Here is a 16,081-nt window from a genome sequence, read left to right as displayed (position 1 = left end):
TAATAAATACCAGAAGTTTAATTTCTGACAGGCATTATTAATGTCAGCGGTGTAAGCTTGCGGCGAACTGATCCATCACTGCAGGGGAGATCACCTTTTGTCGCGTTGCAGGCCATTTCACCGCTTTACCTTATTCCTGCTTTGTACCCTTCCGATTGCGGCGGTTGCGCAGGAGGTTGAACCGCCTCCCGTTGCCGAGGAGGCAGGGGAACCTGCCCCGGAGCTGACCCCGGAACAGCGCGAGAAGGCCTGCCTGCGCGAACAGTTGCTGGTGGCGCCCGCCGATATCACCCTGGAGGAGATGCGCCGCTTCTGTGCGGAAGAGGCGCGACTCGCCCCGGAGGAGCAGGTGCCGAAGCCGTTATTTGCCACCGTGCCGGAGCCGGAGCAGCCGCCCACCGACGAGCCCACTGTCAGCGAGCGCGCCCAGGCGATCCGCGATGCCGCCAACAATCCCTTTACCCTGGCGTCCCACAAGACCAACTACCTGCTGCCCGTGGTCTACAACCCCTCGCCGAACGAGGCCGGACTGGAGGATATTGAGCTGCCCGATGGCGAGTTCGTCGACCTGGATCCCATCGAGGTGCAGTTCCAGCTGTCGGTACAGGTGCCGGTGTGGCGCGGCTTCCTTGGCCAGGCCTCTTTTATGAGCGTCGCCTACACCAATCGCAGCTTCTGGCAGGCCTACAACTCCGACGATTCCTCGCCCTTTCGAGAGACCAACCACGAGCCGGAACTGATCATGACCTGGCTGAATGACTGGAGCCTGTTCGGCTGGCAGAATGTGGCCAACCAACTGGCGGTCAACCACCAGTCCAATGGCCGCAGCGAGCCCCTGTCCCGCAGCTGGAACCGGATTTACGCCAACCTGATTTTCGAGCGCGACTGCTATACCGTCAGCTTCAAGCCCTGGTACCGGATTCCCGAGGAGCGCGAAGACGACGACAACCCGGATATCGACGATTACATGGGGCACTTCGAACTGACCGGCCGCTACCGCAACGGCGGCCACAGCCTATCCCTGATGCTGCGCAACAACCTGCGCTCCGACAACCGCGGTGCGGTGGAATTGGCCTGGGGCTTCCCCATCGGCAACCGGGTGCGCGGCTACCTGAAATATTTCAACGGCTACGGCGAGAGCCTGATCGACTACGATGAGTCGGTACAGACGTTGGGTATCGGCTTCGAGCTGGCCGAGGGGTTCTGATTGAATACGGAACGATGAGTGATTTGTAGGAGCCTGCTTGCAGGCGAAAAGGAAGGCGCTCCGTAGCATTCGCTTGCAAGCAAGCTCCTAGGCAACAGTTGACCGGGTCCCGAAACATGAGCTTCGAAGATACCTACCGCCTCAGCGCCCACGCCGTAATCACCAACGAGAAGGGTGAGGTGCTGCAGCTGCGCGCGACCTACGCGGATCGCAACTGGGGCCTGCCCGGCGGTGCCCTGGATCCCGGCGAAACCATCCACGAGGCGCTGCTGCGGGAGTGCCGCGAGGAGCTGGGGCGGGACGTGCGCATCGACTACCTGAGTGGCGTCTACTACCACCGGGTCTACCGCTCCCACGTGTTTATCTTCCGCGCCCACTTCGCCGACTCGGCGGTAATCACCCTCTCCGACGAGCACTCGGAGGTGGCCTATTTCCCGCTCCAGGAGCTTTCCCTGGTGCAGCGCCAGCGGGTGCGGGACTGCCTGGCGTTCGATGGCCGGGTGCGGAGCGCAAAGTTCTAAGTTTGTTCTTTTCACTGGCATTAGATCTGGTCTGCCTGTCGTCTTTTGGCAAATAACGCCAAATCCCACGACTTCGCGGAATTCCGCCGTCGCCTCCTTTAGACTTTGCCCCCTGGCTCGCGGGTCACCTTTCCCCGACCCCGCCGCAGCTGCCGGAACGGGCCGAAAAAGCAAATAAAATCAAAAAGTTAACGGGACGAGACAGCAGCCCGAGGGAAGATTCGGGCTATGCTGATGGATAAGACTATGGGTTTGGAACTGAAGATGCCTGATCTGGGCAACCTGAGTGAGAGCGCACAGCCGCTGGAGTGCCGCGTGGCCCTGATCAGCGCCGACCGCCAGTTGGCCGGCGAATGGGTCAATGCGCTGAATGCCACCGCCGCGCAACACGAGAATCCCTTCGGCCTGCGCTTCGAGGCGGTCACCCCCGCCGGGGTGGAGCGGCTGGTACAGGAAGAGGACAACCTGCAGGCACTGATCGTAGACGGCGGCAGCGACGCCCAGGGCCTGGCGGCCGCGGATGAAGTGGCGGACAGGGTGCACCGCCTGCGCTCGCAGCTGAATATCTTCCTGGTGGCCCACGGCGCCTTCGCCGGCGCCGGTACCGATCCGGAGTCCCCCAGCCCCCAGTCGCTGGCCAACCTGCGCCAGCGCTTCGACGAGCTGTTCGATCGCCGCGAGGGCAACTTCAACCACATGTTCCGCCTGGTGCAGGCGTTTATCGCCCGCCGTGCCTCCACGCCTTTCGCCGACACCCTGAAGGAGTATGTTTTCAGCGCCCGCGACGCCTGGCACACCCCCGGCCACTCCGGTGGCGACAGCCTGCGCAACAGCCCCTGGGTCGGCGACTTCTACCGTTTCATGGGCGAGCATGTGTTCAACACTGACCTGTCCGTATCGGTACAGGTACTCGACAGCCTGCTGGAACCGCACTCGGTGATCCAGGAGGCCCAGGACCTGGCGGCCCAGGCCTTCGGCGCCCGCCACACCTTCTTCCTGACCAACGGCACCTCCACCGCCAACAAGGTGGTGATACAGCAGATACTCGGCGGTGGCGGCAAGATCATCGTCGACCAGGCCTGCCACAAGTCGGTGCACCACGCGATAGTCATGAACCGCTGCGAGCCGGTATACCTGAAGTCGGTGCTGCACCCGGAGTTCGGCATCTACGGCCCGGTCAGGCGCGCCGACATCGAGGCGGCCCTGGACGAGCACAGCGATGCGCGCCTGCTGGTGATCACCTCCTGCACCTACGACGGCCTGCGCTACGACCTCAAGCCGATCATCGACTACGCCCACGAGCGCGGTGTCAAGGTGCTGGTGGACGAGGCCTGGTATGCCCACGGCTACTTCCACCCGGCCCTGCGCCCGACGGCGCTTGAGTGCGGCGCCGACTATGTGACCCAGAGCACCCACAAGATGCTGTCCGCCTTCTCCCAGGCCAGCATGATCCACGTGCAGGACCCGGATTTCGACGATCACCGCTTCCGCGAAAACCTCAACATGCACGCCTCCACCAGCCCGCAGTACGCGATGATTGCGAGCCTCGACGTGGCGCGCAAGCAGATGGCGATGGAGGGCTACGGCCGCCTGAAACAGTGCCTGCAGATGGTGGACACACTGCGCCGCGCCGTGGACGAGACCGGCGTCTTCCGCGCCCTGACCCGCGAGGACCTGATCGCCGAGCCGCTGGCCGACGACAATATCCGCCTGGATCCCACCAAGGTCACCATCGATATTTCCGCCAGCGGCTACTCCGGCAAGGAGATGCAGATCAAGCTGTTCGACCAGTACGGTATCCAGGTGGAGAAGACCACCTATAACACGGTGACCGTACTGGTGACCCTGGGCAGCACCGAGAGCAAGCTGTTGCGCCTGATCCACGCCCTCAAACAGCTGGCCCGCAACACCCGCAAGCGCGCCCACGCGGCCTCGCCGCGGAAACTGCCGGAATTCACCCACTTCAACTGCCTGCCGGCGGACGCCTACTTCGCCGACACCGAAGAGCTGCCGCTGATGGACAACGGCGCAGTGGCGACGACAAACCTGATCGGCCGCACCAGCGCCGACGAGATAGTGCCCTATCCGCCGGGTATCCCGGTGCTGGTGCCGGGGCAGGAGATCTCCGCGCAGATAGTGCAGTATCTGCAGCAGCTGCTGCAGGGCCAGACGTCCACCGAGATCCACGGCCTGATCTTCCGCTCTGACGAACCGCTGCTGCGGGTGGTCAAGGAGGACAAGAAGAAACAGGGCAGGAAGTCCGCGGCGAAATAAATTATTGCGCGGCCCCTGTAGGAGCGGGGCGGCCATCCGCCGTTGGCCGCGATCAATGGTGGTTTATTTCCACACCGATCGCGGCCAACGGCCGCCCCTACGAAATCCAGATCATCTCTACTGCTTGGCCAGCACCAGTACCTGGGGCTTCGCCAGCGCCGGCACCTGGCTGGCCGGGTCAACCACCTGGCCATCCTTGTGCAACTCCCAGTGCAGATGCGGGCCCGTGGCCTTGCCGGTGCTGCCCACCAGGCCGAGGATCTGGCCCTGTTCGACCCTGTCGCCCTTGTTCACCAGGCGCTTGTCCAGGTGGGCGTAGAGGGTTTCCACACCCTGGCCGTGGTCGATGATCACCACCTCGCCACTGGCTCCCTGGGAGCCGGAGAAAGTGACCACTCCGGCCCTGGGCACCTGGATCCGGGTGCCCCTGGGTGCACCCAGGTCTATGCCCTTGTGCAGGCGTTTCTTCTTGTGCTCCGCGTCCTTGATGGGCCAGGGCCTCATGCCGAAGGCGGAGGTGATCCTGGCCTCGGGCAGCGGGTTGATAAAGGCTTCCGCGACCCTTTCGGCCTGGGCCAACTGGGGTTGCAGGCTCAGCATCAGGGCGCCGCCGGCCAGGGTCAGGGACCACAGCGCCCTGTTGGAGCCCTTGCGGGCGCGCTGTTGGCCGTTCAGAATATGGCGGATTCTCATGGTAAAGCTCCTTTGGTTTTGCGTTGAGAAGGCCGCGACAGGATCATTGCCGTGAGCTGTCGCGGTTTGGCGAAGGGTCTTCAGCATTGCCTCTGCGTAGGCCCTTCGCCGATTCGGGTTTTCCTTTCTGAGTACCTCTTCGTCACAGCCCTGCTCCAGGGCGTCCACCGCCCGTTTCGCCAGCGCCTGCAGCGGCCAGTTGAACCACAGCAGCGCCGCCATCCACTGCAGGCCCAGTACCGCCAGGGGATCGCGCCGCGCCAGGTGCTCCAGCTCGTGGCGCACCACCAGGCGGATCTGTTCGAGGGAGAGGTTATCGAGCGCCCACCGGCTGAGCACCAGAGTCGGTCTTGGCAGGGCAGTGACAAAGGGGGAGATCCGTTCCTCCACCAGCACCAGCCTCAGTCCTTTCGGCGCATTGAGTACCCCCAGGTGCCGGGCCAGTTCGCCCTCTGCCGGCAGGGTTTTGCCCCGCCTCACCAGCCTGGTCAGCCGCCATTGGCCCAACACCAGACGGCCCAGACCGACGGCGGCGCCCAGGGCCCAGACCAAGCCCCAGGCCAGGAGCCCCCATTGCCAGGAGAAGGCCGCGCCATCCGCATCCGCCGCGAGTTTGACGGCATGGAGGCCAGCCTGCGGCGGCGTCAACGCCGGCAGGCTCAGCTCTATGGTCGGAGCTTTTTCCACGGCGGGCAGGAAACCCAGGCAAAAGCTGGCGAAGGTCAGCACGGCCGCGGCCAGCCAGGGCTCGCGCCAGCCGTTCAGCCAGTCCAGGCGACGGGCCAGCAGTACCAGCATGCCCATGCTTGTGGCACCGACGGCCAGGGAGATCAGGCTGGACAGGGCCAGTTGGGCGAGCCATTCAATCATCTTCGCCTTCCTTTCCTTCACCTCCCCGGGCCAGCAGCGTTTCCAGTTCCTTCAGCTCGCTTTCGCTGAGCAGCTCACTGCCGGCAAAGAAGGAGGCCGGCACCGGCCCCTTGATCTCCAGCACCCGCTCGGCGAAATCCCGGGCATAGGCGGCCAGGGTCTCAACTTTGTCCGCCCCGGCCTCGAACACCTTGAGCCCATGCACTTCGAAGGCCTGCAACAGGCCCTTGTCCTGCATGCGGTCCAGGGTCTTGCGGGTGGAGGAGTAGGACCAGCCCAGTTGCTCTGCAATCTGCTGGTGGATCTCGCGGGCGCTGAGGGGCGACTGCTGCCAGAGGGCCTTGAGGATGGCCAGCTCCGACGCCGAGGGTTGCTGTTTCATGACGGTCTGCCTTGTGACGGGTGGGATTATAATGCGACATATGTCGCATATGTGCAACCACTGTCGCCTGCGAAGTCCACGGCTCCGACGAGCCGTTGTCGTGGGTGGCTGGGATGGGGGTAACGAGAAGCCGGCCGCGATGGCGAGCCAGTGGAGCCGGAGCTCCGCTCGCGGAGATCGGCGGTCGGGGTGAGCGCGGCGAACTCAACAGGCCCCGGTCGCTGGGCTCAGTCCAACCTAGGTTTCAGTTTTCGCTATCGGAGCCGTCGTGCTCTCCAATCGCGTAGCGGATGCCGCCGAGGATATGGCGCAGAAACAGCGGGTCCCGGTAGCTCTCGCCGGTGTGTCCGCCGGCGGTATAGAAAGCGCGCCCGCCGTCGTACTCGTGGTACCAGGCGATGGGGTGATTCTCCCCGTTCTCCCCGCCCTCATAGGTGGACTCGTCGAGCTTCATCAGTACCCGGATATCCGGGTTCACGGATTTGAAGTTGTACCACTCGTCAAAGCGCCGCCAGCGGTTGCCGTCCAGTTCCGCCTTTAAAAAACCGGTGGCCGGGTGCTCGAAATCCATTACCACCTTGTCCGCCTCCTGCTGTTGCGGATGGCCGGCAAAATAGGCTCCCACCAGCTTGTTGTACCAGGGCCACTCGTACTCCGTATCCGTGGCGGAATGAATGCCCACAAAGCCGCCGCCGGAACGGATATAGTGCTCGAACGCCCTGCGCTGGCTGTTATTGAAAATATTGCCGGTGGTATTCAGAAACACCACCGCGTCGTAGCCAGCCAGCGTGTTGCTGTCAAAGAGCGCCGCGTTTTCCGAGATGTCCACCGCCAGTCCTTCGTCCTGCCCCAGTTCCAGCAGTGCCTTTTTGCCATCGATAATCGACTCATGGCGCCAGCCGTTGGTTTTGGAAAAGACCAGGATTCGTTTTTCTTCCGCGGTTTCTGCGGCCTGCGCAAAGACGGGTGACAGTAGGGCGCCGATGGCCAGGGCGGCAGCAGAGGGGGAGAGCCGTTTATTCTTATTCGGCATTTTGGTTTCCTCGGGGCTTTCATTGCGTTCAGCAATGCAGTCTCTCAGAATAGGGCTTTGAATTGAACATGCCTCGGGAGAAGGGCGCTTTATGAGCAGTCGCCCGTTACAACGCCTCGGCTGGCTGGTCCTGGCCTGGTCTTCCCTGGGCCTGGCGGTGGCCGGTGCCGTCTTGCCCCTGTTGCCCACCACACCATTCCTGTTGCTGTCGGCCTGGGCCGCGGCCAAAGGCTCCCCGCGGTTGGCCCTGTGGCTGGAGGAACACCCCCGTTTCGGCCCGCTTCTGCACGCCTGGCGCATCCAGGGGGCTGTACCTCTCTCGGCCAAGATAACAGCGCTGGGGTTGATGGTGTTCAGCTGGCTGATGCTGTTCTGGCTCGGCGCCGGCTGGAAACTGCTGGCGATGCTCGCCCTCCTGTTTGCCGCCGTGGGCACCTGGCTGGCGACCCGCCCCTTGCCGCATTAACGATCCGTTCAAGCTTTACGCCTGGTGATTGCCCCCGCAGTTTCCGCAGCAGGCGCTATCAACGTTCTGGACTTCGGTCGCCTGATCAGATCCTGCGTAGGCGGGCGTGTAAGCCAGAGTGCCGGATTCAATTCTGGTCCCTTCAGGCGCTCCCGGTAAGAAAAGCCCTTTAACCACCTGCCAGCACACCGCCAGGGCGCCGACGATAAACACCAGGTCACCGATGGTGCGCACCCAGCGCAGGGTGTGCAGCAGGTCGCTCTGCATAAAGGCTTCACTGCGCGCATACCACATGCCTTCGGAGGCGCTGGCCAGGAACTGGATGATGCCGACGGGCAGTAGGCTGGAAAACAGCATCGTCGCCAGGCCGATGTTCAGCCACCAGAAGCCGGTACTCATGAGTTTGTCACTGAACACCAGCTGCGGGCGAATATAGCGCAGCACCAGCAGCGTGAAACCCAGTGCCAGCAGGCCGTAGACCCCGAAGAGCGCACCGTGGGCGTGGGTCGCCGAGGTGTTCAGGCCCTGCACATAGTAGAGCGAGATGGGCGGGTTGATCATGAAACCGAGGACGCCAGCGCCCAGCATGTTCCAGAAGGCAACCCCGACAAAGAAGAGCAGAGGCCACTTGATATCCTGCATCCAGGGCGCGGCCTGCCTGAGGCGCCAGTTCTCCCAGGCTTCGTAACCGAGCACCACCAGGGGCACCACTTCCAGGGCACTGAAGCTGGCGCCGACGGCCATCACCGGTGTGGTGGTGCCGGAAAAATACAGGTGGTGGAAGGTGCCGGGAACGCCGCCCAACATGAATAGCGACGCCGACGCCAGGCTCGCCGCGGTCGCCATGCTGCGGGATACCAGCCCCATGCTGCAGAAGATAAAGGCCAGGGCCGCGGTGGCGAAGACCTCGAAGAAACCCTCCACCCACAGGTGCACCACCCACCAGCGCCAATATTCCATCACGGAGATGTGCGTGCGCTCACCGTAGAAGAGCCCAGCGCCGTAGAAGAGGCCGATGGCCACCACCGACGCAGTCAGCAGGGCGAGCAGGTTTTTGTCGCCCGGCCGGCGCAGCGCAGGCCCGATGCCGCGCAACATCAATACCAGCCAGAAGACCACGCCGAGGAATTTGCCGATCTGCCACAGGCGGCCCAGGTCAACATATTCGTAACCCTGGTGCCTCAACCAGAAATTCCACTCGGCCGGCATGATCTGGGCAATGGCCAGGTAGTTGCCGGCGAAGGAACCCACCACCACAAGGATCAGCGCCCAGAACAGGATATCCACACCCAGTTTCTGGAATCTGGGATCCCTGCCGTCGTTGACAATGGGGGCGAGGAACAGGCCCGCCGCCAGGAAACCGGTGGCGATCCAGAACAGGGCCGCCTGAATGTGCCAGGTGCGCACCAGACTGTAGGGGAACCATTCGGAGAGGTTGATTCCGTAAAAACTCTGACCCTCCACCGTGTAGTGGGCGGTGAAACCACCGAGAAAAACCTGGACGGTAAAGAGTGCCACCACCACGAACAGGTACTTGCCCAGCGCCTTTTGCGATGGGGTGAGGGCCAAGGTGGTGATGGGATCTCTTGCGGGCGCGGCGATCTCCTCTTCGTCCTGCCTGCGCAGGAAGGCCCAGCCCCACACCAGGAAGCCTACCCCGGCGATCAGCAGTACCACACTGGCAATGGACCAGACGATGTTTTCCGCGGTCGGCTTGTTGTCGATCAGCGGCTCGTGGGGCCAGTTGTTGGTGTAGGTGGCACCGCCGGGCGTGCGCTCGGTGGCTGCGGCCCAGGTGGTCCAGAAGAAAAAGTGGGTCATCTTCTCGCGCCGCCCGCCATCGGGCAGGGTGTTTTCCTTCATCGCATAGCTCTGCCGCGTGCCCTGCAACTCCGGGGCATCGCTGAACAGCCGGCTGTAGTAGTCCGCCGTTTGTGCGATTGCCTGTGCGCGCCGCTCGGAGAGCACCAGGGTGCCGGTCCGGGCGTCATAGGCATTGGCGCGATAGGCGGTTTTCAGCGCGTACCGGAGCGCGTTCTGCTGTTGTCCGCCGAGTTCCGCATAGCCCACACCGTATTCATCCCGGGCGGCCAAGTCGAGCCAGGCGGTGAGTTCCCGGTGCAGCCAGTCGGCGGTCCAGTCCGGCGCCTGGTAGGCGCCGTGGCCCCAGATGGAGCCCAGCTGCATGCCGCCCACGGACTGCCAGGCGGTCTGGCCGTCGAGGATGCTGTCGCGGGTCATCAACAGTTGACCTGCTTCCGTGACTACCTGCTCCGGGATGGGCGGTGCCTTGCGGTACACTTCCGCTCCGACGTATCCCAGCAGGGCGAAAGTGACGGCCAGAATGCCGATCAGCGTCCACCAGAGTTTGCGATACTGGCCCATGTTCAGAGTCCCCCTTGTCCGTCGATTTTTTCAGGTGAATGTGGTCTGTCCGATAACAGGGGCGCGCCGTCGGCCGCTCCTTTAAGATGCATTATGTTTGCACTTTAAAGGGGCGGGCTCTTGATCTGGATCAATTTTCCCTTGTTAATCGCCTTGAAGAGTCATAAGCAAAGATATAAATTAAATGCATCATTAAGGTACAGGTAAGTTCGTCGATGCAAGGCGCCCAACCCACCGTGTTGCTGGCCTACGGATTCCGGCCTTTTTTCCTGCTGACCGGCATCTACGCGGTCGCAGTGGTACTGGGCTGGATAGGGTTCCTCTTTGGCGGCTGGTCGCTGCCCCTGGGGTGGTCGCCCTTCAAGTGGCACAGCCACGAGATGCTGTACGGGCTGGTATCCGCCGCTATCGCCGGCTTTCTGCTGACCGCCGTCACCAACTGGACGGGGGCGCCGCCCCTCAGGGGCCGGCGACTGCTGGCGCTGGTGCTGCTGTGGCTGGCGGGGCGGGTGTTCATGTGGCTGGCCTCCTGGATTCCGGCCTGGCTGGTGGCGTTGGTGGACCTGGCATTTCTGCCGGTGTTGGCGCTCTACCTGTTGTGGGTGCTGGTTCGGCACAATAACCGCCGCAACCTGGTCCTGGTGGCGGTACTCACCCTGCTTTTTATCGGCAACCTGCTGATGCACCTGGGCTTTGCCAGCGGTCGTACCGGCCTGCTCGACACCGGCGAACAGCTGGGCTTTGACCTGATCCTGCTGCTGATGGCGGTGATTGCCGGGCGCATTGTTCCGGCTTTCTCCGCCAGCTGGCTGCGCATGCAGGGCGGTTCCCTGGATTGGGTGACCCGCTCGGTGTGGACCGACCGCGTTGCGCTGGTTTCGATTGCCCTGCTGATTCCGCTGGATGCGCTGGATGCGCCGGAGACGTTGATTGGTCTGGTTGCCCTGACGGCGGCACTGGGCAACGGCCTGCGCCTGTGGCAGTGGGCGGGCTGGCGCGTACGCAGGGAGCCTCTGTTGTGGATTCTGCACCTGGCCTATGCCTGGATAGTGTTGAGCCTGTTACTGCGGGCACTGGCGATTCTCGCCGGGTTCCTGCCGGACAGCGTCTGGCAGCACTCCCTGGGGGTGGGGGGCATCGGCACGCTGCTGCTGGGCGTCATGACCCGCGTGGCGGTGGGGCACACCGGCCGCCCGCTCAGGCTGGTCCCTTTCGGCCTGGGGATATACCTGGCGATCACCGCCGCCGCGCTGCTCCGCCTGCTGGTGGCCGCGCAGGCCATCGATTTCCGCCCGGGGCTGTCCCTGGCGGCGCAGGCCTGGATTCTGGCCTTTGGCCTGTTTGTGGTGCTCTACTGGCCGATATTGAGCCGTCCGCGGGCGGATGGCCGCCCCGGATAACGAGATTGATTGAAGCATGCATATCACCCGCTATACCGATTACTCCCTACGCGTGTTGATGTACCTGGCCCTCAAGGGCGAGGGGCTCGCCACTATTCGCGAGATCGCCGAGAGTTACGATATTTCCAGGAACCACTTGATGAAGGTGGTGCAGGACCTGAATAACAAAGGGTACGTTACGGCCATACGCGGCAAAAACGGCGGCGTGCGCCTGGCGGACCCGCCCGGGGACATCAATATCGGCCACCTGGTGCGGGACACCGAGCAGGACATGGCGCTGGTGGAATGTTTCAGTGGCGGAGACAAGTGTGTGATCACTCCGGCCTGCGAACTCAAGAAAATGTTTGCCGAAGCGCTGGAAGCCTTTTTCACGGTGCTGGATCAATACACCCTGGCGGACCTGTTACCGCAGGGAAAAGCGAAGCACATGGTGCGACTCTTGAGGGTGGCCGATGGCTCTTGAGGGTTGACGGATGGTAAACATTCTCCTGCTCAAACAACTGCACGTCACCCTGGTGGCGATTTCCATCAGTTTTTTTGTTGTGCGCTTCCTGGGTCGGCAGGTGGAGGCGGGGTTTATCGGGACCAAATGGATTAAGACGGCGCCGCACCTGATAGACACACTGCTGCTGCTGTCGGGCATCAGTCTCGCCGCCCTCTACCGGCTGTCACCGCTGCAGGCGCCCTGGCTGATGATCAAGCTGTTTCTGATTGTCGGTTACATCTGCGCCGGCATCGGCGCGATGAAAGCGGCCGATGCCACTCACCGTATGCTTTACGGGTTGCTGGCCCTGTGCCTGGTGGGGGGAGTGGTATTGATGGCGGTGCTGAAGCCGGTCTGATTTGCCGGAGTAAGGTGCAATGCGCTGAGCCCATTGCACCCTACGCGCCTGTCTCTACAAACGATCGGCAAGGCTAAACAGCCAGCGGATTGCCACGCTCGATCAGGGTTTTCACATCCAGTCCGGTGGGGAGACAGCCGGTGTTGTGCGCGCCGCTGCTGCCGAGACGCGAGGCGATAAAGGCCTCGGCCACCGCGCTGTTGCCGCCCTGTACCAGCAGGTGCGCCTGCATTGCCAGCGCCATCTGGTCTACCAGGTGGCGGGCGCGGTACTCGATCTGGTCCATATCCGCCAGCTGCTTCTTGAGGCTGACAACCGTCTTGTCCAGCAGTGGATCGGCGCCGGCGCTGTCAGCCAGTTCGTCGAACCAGTGGTTGATCACCGCCGGCGTCTTGGTGATCGCGCGCAGCACGTCCAGCGCCTGGATATTGCCGGAGCCCTCCCAGATCGCATTGATGGGCGCGTCGCGGTAGAGGCGCGCGGTGATGAAATTCTCGATCACGCCGTTGCCGCCCAGGCACTCCATGGCCTCGTAGGCGTGGTGCGGGGTGCGCTTGCAGATCCAGTACTTGCCCACCGCGGTGCCGAGGCGCATCAGCATTTTCTCGTGCTCTTTTTCCAGATGGTCGAAGGCGCGCGCCATACGCATGGTCATGGCGACGGAGCCTTCCACCTCCAACTGCAGGTCGGCGAGCACATTCTGCATCAGCGGCTGGTCGATCAGGGTCTTGCCGAAGGCGCTGCGATTGGCAGCGTGGTAGATGGCCTGCACCACCGCCTGGCGCTGGCCGCCGGCGGAGCCGATCATGCAGTCGAAACGGGTGGTGGAAACCATCTCGATAATCGCGTTGACGCCACGGCCCTCTTCGCCAACCAGCCAGCCGAGTGCGCCGCGCAGTTCGATCTCGGAGGAGGCATTGGAGACGTTGCCGGACTTGTTCTTCAGGCGTTGTACCTGGATCGGGTTCTTGCTGCGGTCGGGACGCCAGCGGGGTACCAGGAAGCAGGAGAGGCCGGCATCGGTCTGTGCCAGCATCAGGAAGGCGTCGCACATGGGGGCCGAGGTAAACCACTTGTGGCCCACCAGCTCGTAAGTGCCGTCGCCGAGCGGTGTGGCGGTGGTGGTGTTGGCGCGCACGTCGGAGCCGCCCTGTTTCTCGGTCATGCCCATGCCGATGGTCAGGTGGTTTTTTTCCGTGTGCGGGCGGTTGCTGGGATCGTAGCCACGCGCGGTGACCTTCGGCAGCCACTCCTGCGCCAGTTCCGGCGTGAGGCGGATGGAGGGCACCGACGCAAAGGTCATGGTCACCGGGCAGCCGTGGCCGGCCTCCAACTGGCAGTGCAGGTAGTATTTGGCGGCCCGTACCACATGCGCGCCGGGCTTGGGATCGGTCCAGGGCGCGCTGTGCAGCCCTTCGGAGAGTGCCAGCTGCATCAGCTGGTGATAGGCAGGGTGATAGCGCACCAGGTCGACGCGATTGCCGACGCGATCATGGGGCTCGAAGATGGGTTTGAACTCATTGGCGTCGAAGCCGCGCTGGATCATCTCCGGGCGGCCGCAGACCTCGCCGTAGCGCTGCAGGTCGTCCTCGGCCCAGTGGCCGCCGTTGTGCTGCACCGCCTCGCGCAGCGCCGCGTCGCCGGCGTAGAGGTTGTGGCCGGCCAGGGGCGGCGTCTGGTTGAAGACCTCGTGGGTACTGGACAATCTGGACGGGGAGGGTGTTTTACTCATTGATATTGTCTCCGACATCATCGCGCGGCTCCGGTGTGGGAAAGGTTAGTTCGCAACTCCGGTTTTGCCGACTATCCTAGTTCCATTCCGGCCGGCGGTCTTGCCCATTTGTGACGGTGTTATATGCCACGCCGCCCAGCGGCGCGGGTGCAATGGTTTGGCGTGTTTTGAAAATGATGGATATGGCAGCGATCGCAGGAAGTTTCGGGAGATAGCGGCGGGAGGGGAATCGATTTACGCGACCAGGCTCGGCAAACAGCTTTTGTAGGAGTCTGCTTGCAGGCGATGGGGGCGGAGCTCCGTAGCTGTTCGCTTGCAAGGCAAGCTCCTACAGGTCACGATCGCCCGAGTCCCGAGTCCCGAGTCCCGAGTCCCGAGTCCCGAGTCCCGAGTCCCGAGTCCCGAGTCCCGAGTCCCGAGTCCCGAGTCCCGAGTCCCGAGTCCCGAGTCCCGAGTCCCGTCAGATACTGCGCTTGCCGGACAGGTTCAGCGTGAGTTCCAGCAGCCCGGTCCAGGGATCCTGGTCCTTGCCGCCCTTGATGGCCGTATCCACCGCGCGGGCGCGCAGCAGCAGGCTTTCCAGTTGGCGCGGGCGCAGGCGGGCGAGGGCGGACTGGATCAGCGGCTGGCGCTTCTGGATGCGCACCAGGCGCGCCATCGGCTGGCCCTGGTCCAGCTTTTCGCCGATTTCCAGCAGGCTGCGGATTTCCCGCGCCAGGGCCCAGAGCACCACCGGCGCCTCGACGCCCTCGGCGCGCAGGCCGTGCAGGGTCTTGATGGCGCCCTCGGCGTCGCCGGCCAGGGCCCTGTCGATCAACCCGAAGACGTCGTAGCGGGCGGAACTGGCCACGGCGTCGTTCATCATCTCGGCGGTGATCAGGTTGTCCGCGCTCAGCAGCCTGAGTTTCTCGATTTCCTGGCTGGCGGCGAGCAGGTTGCCCTCGACCCGCTCGGCGAGGATCTGGATCGCCTCCGGCTCCGCGTCCAGACCCGCGGCGCGCAGGCGCTGGTGGATCCAGCGCGGCATTTCCCCGGCCTCCACCGGCCACACCTGGATCAGCACGCCCTTCTGGTCCAGGGCCTTGATCCACTTGCTGTTCAGCTGGGACCTGTCCAGCTTGGGGAGCACCAGCAATAGCAGCAGGTCGTCACCGGCGAGGGCAGCGAATTCCTGCAGGGCCTTGCTGCCCTTGTCGCCGGGTTTGCCGCCGGGCAGGCGCAGTTCAACGATTTTCTTTTCCGCGAACAGCGACATGCTGCCCGCGGAGGCGAGCAGCTGGCCCCAGTCGAAATTGTGCTCGGCGTGCAGCAGTTCGCGCTCCCTGAAGCCGCTTCTTTTGGCGGCGGTGCGGATGCTGTCGCTGCATTCCTGCACGATCAGCGGTTCGTCACCGGTGATGACGTAGACCGGCATCAGGCCCTTGTTCAGGCTCTGTGATAATTGCCGCGGATTGATGCGCATCAGTAACTTCTGTCTTCTGCGGGTGCGTCGATATCGATGCGGCGCAGGCGGTCGATGATGCGGCTGATCAGTTCGCGGCGCATCTCCTCGCGCAGCAGCAGCTCTTCCTCACCCTTGCTGACCACTTCGTTGTCGTCCCACTCGAGGGTGCGGTAGACATCCGCCACGGCGTTGTTGAGCAGGATGCGGCCGCCGCTGTCGCGGACGCTGTAGAGGGCGCTGGTGATCAGCTCGTATTCCGAGGCGCGGCCCCTGGCGTCCACGGATACGGTGCGCTTGCGTTCGGTTTCCTCGTGGATGGTCAGGGCGTAGTCCGCCTCCAGCGGGGATTCGGCCATCGGCAGGCCGGCATTCTGCAGCAGCCGGGTCAGCTCTTCGGCGATATCGCTGCGCGGATCCTCTGCGGAGATATACAGCTGGCTGCCCGGCGGGAAGTTTTTCGGTGCGCCGCGCAGGTGCCAGCCGCAGCTGGCGGTGGCGATTGCCGTGAGTAGGATCAGGGTACGGCGTATTGCTTTGTTCATGGATTGTTTGAGTCCGCAGGGCGGATAAGCGCCACGTGAGTCCACGCCGGGCGCATCCGCCGTTTTGAGTTGGTGGATGCGCTTAGCGCTTATCCACCCTACGATTTTCCCGAGCTCCGAGTTGTAGGGTGCGCCGTGCGCACCGTTGACCCCGGTGGTGCGCACGGCGCACCCTACTTGAGTCCCGAGTCCCGAGTCCCGAGTCCCGAGTCCCGAGTCCCGAGTCCCGAGTCCCGAGTCCCGAGTCCCGAGTCCCGAGTCCCGAGTCCCGAGTCCCGAGTCCCGAGTCC

At 63.4% G+C, this 16,081-nt stretch carries 14 protein-coding genes; 7 read left to right on the top strand and 7 right to left on the bottom strand.

The features are described 5' to 3' along the window. Window positions 1-97 precede the first annotated feature (97 nt). The 3 genes from AC6R19_RS04230 (at window position 98) to AC6R19_RS04220 (ending at window position 4,002) form a co-directional block, all read left to right on the top strand. Entirely contained in the window at window positions 98-1,207 is a 1,110-nt protein-coding gene (locus AC6R19_RS04230; protein ID WP_500578365.1) for a phospholipase A, read from the top strand. A gap of 116 nt (window positions 1,208-1,323) precedes the next feature. After that, window positions 1,324-1,728, top strand: a complete 405-nt coding sequence (locus tag AC6R19_RS04225; protein ID WP_500578363.1) for an NUDIX hydrolase — start codon at window positions 1,324-1,326, stop codon at window positions 1,726-1,728. 246 nt (window positions 1,729-1,974) lie between these two features. Next, window positions 1,975-4,002 carry an aminotransferase class I/II-fold pyridoxal phosphate-dependent enzyme gene (locus AC6R19_RS04220; RefSeq protein ID WP_500578362.1) on the top strand — a complete coding sequence of 676 codons (2,028 nt, stop codon included), beginning with the start codon at window positions 1,975-1,977 and terminating at the stop codon, window positions 4,000-4,002. Window positions 4,003-4,119: 117 nt separating this feature from the next. Here AC6R19_RS04220 and AC6R19_RS04215 read toward each other — a convergent pair whose 3' ends face one another. The 3 genes from AC6R19_RS04215 to AC6R19_RS04205 all read right to left on the bottom strand — a co-directional run bounded on the left by AC6R19_RS04215 (window position 4,120) and on the right by AC6R19_RS04205 (window position 6,980). After that, complete coding sequence (locus AC6R19_RS04215) at window positions 4,120-5,565, bottom strand: peptidoglycan DD-metalloendopeptidase family protein (RefSeq protein WP_500578361.1); 1,446 nt, start codon at window positions 5,563-5,565, stop codon at window positions 4,120-4,122. After that, on the bottom strand, window positions 5,558-5,947 hold the full coding sequence (locus AC6R19_RS04210; protein WP_500578359.1) for a BlaI/MecI/CopY family transcriptional regulator: 390 nt from the start codon (window positions 5,945-5,947) through the stop codon (window positions 5,558-5,560). Before AC6R19_RS04210 ends, AC6R19_RS04215 begins: the two co-directional genes overlap by 8 nt. Before the next feature lie 244 nt (window positions 5,948-6,191). Beyond that, window positions 6,192-6,980, bottom strand: coding sequence for a ThuA domain-containing protein (locus AC6R19_RS04205; protein WP_500578357.1), 789 nt, complete (start codon window positions 6,978-6,980; stop codon window positions 6,192-6,194). Window positions 6,981-7,071: 91 nt separating this feature from the next. Between AC6R19_RS04205 and AC6R19_RS04200 the strand changes: the two genes are divergently transcribed. Further along, window positions 7,072-7,446: a YbaN family protein gene (locus AC6R19_RS04200; protein WP_500578355.1), complete on the top strand. Its 375-nt coding sequence runs from the start codon at window positions 7,072-7,074 to the stop codon at window positions 7,444-7,446. Between the two features lie 15 nt (window positions 7,447-7,461). Here AC6R19_RS04200 and AC6R19_RS04195 read toward each other — a convergent pair whose 3' ends face one another. After that, a complete protein-coding gene (locus tag AC6R19_RS04195; RefSeq protein WP_500578353.1) occupies window positions 7,462-9,831 on the bottom strand; it encodes a nitric-oxide reductase large subunit in 2,370 nt (789 codons plus the stop codon). Between the two features lie 215 nt (window positions 9,832-10,046). Between AC6R19_RS04195 and AC6R19_RS04190 the strand changes: the two genes are divergently transcribed. From AC6R19_RS04190 to AC6R19_RS04180, 3 genes are read left to right on the top strand one after another with little or no spacing between them, the layout of a single operon-like run. After that, entirely contained in the window at window positions 10,047-11,231 is a 1,185-nt protein-coding gene (locus AC6R19_RS04190) for an NnrS family protein (protein ID WP_500578352.1), read from the top strand. A 16-nt stretch (window positions 11,232-11,247) separates the two neighbouring features. Continuing rightward, window positions 11,248-11,694, top strand: coding sequence for an RrF2 family transcriptional regulator (locus tag AC6R19_RS04185; protein WP_500578350.1), 447 nt, complete (start codon window positions 11,248-11,250; stop codon window positions 11,692-11,694). 10 nt (window positions 11,695-11,704) lie between these two features. Beyond that, entirely contained in the window at window positions 11,705-12,073 is a 369-nt protein-coding gene (locus tag AC6R19_RS04180) for a SirB2 family protein (protein ID WP_500578348.1), read from the top strand. 73 nt (window positions 12,074-12,146) lie between these two features. Here the strand turns inward: AC6R19_RS04180 and AC6R19_RS04175 are convergent, their stop codons facing one another. The 3 genes from AC6R19_RS04175 to AC6R19_RS04165 all read right to left on the bottom strand — a co-directional run bounded on the left by AC6R19_RS04175 (window position 12,147) and on the right by AC6R19_RS04165 (window position 15,791). Continuing rightward, window positions 12,147-13,805, bottom strand: a complete 1,659-nt coding sequence (locus tag AC6R19_RS04175; RefSeq protein WP_500578347.1) for an acyl-CoA dehydrogenase family protein — start codon at window positions 13,803-13,805, stop codon at window positions 12,147-12,149. A 460-nt stretch (window positions 13,806-14,265) separates the two neighbouring features. Beyond that, a complete protein-coding gene (gene holA / locus AC6R19_RS04170; protein ID WP_500578593.1) occupies window positions 14,266-15,270 on the bottom strand; it encodes a DNA polymerase III subunit delta in 1,005 nt (334 codons plus the stop codon). After that, complete coding sequence (locus AC6R19_RS04165) at window positions 15,267-15,791, bottom strand: LPS-assembly lipoprotein LptE (protein WP_500578346.1); 525 nt, start codon at window positions 15,789-15,791, stop codon at window positions 15,267-15,269. The genes holA and AC6R19_RS04165 overlap by 4 nt, the downstream gene beginning before the upstream one ends. Between the last annotated feature and the right edge of the window lie 290 nt (window positions 15,792-16,081).

Source organism: Microbulbifer sp. SE14 (assembly GCF_059834885.1).
This window is presented reverse-complemented; position numbering and strand designations above follow the sequence as displayed.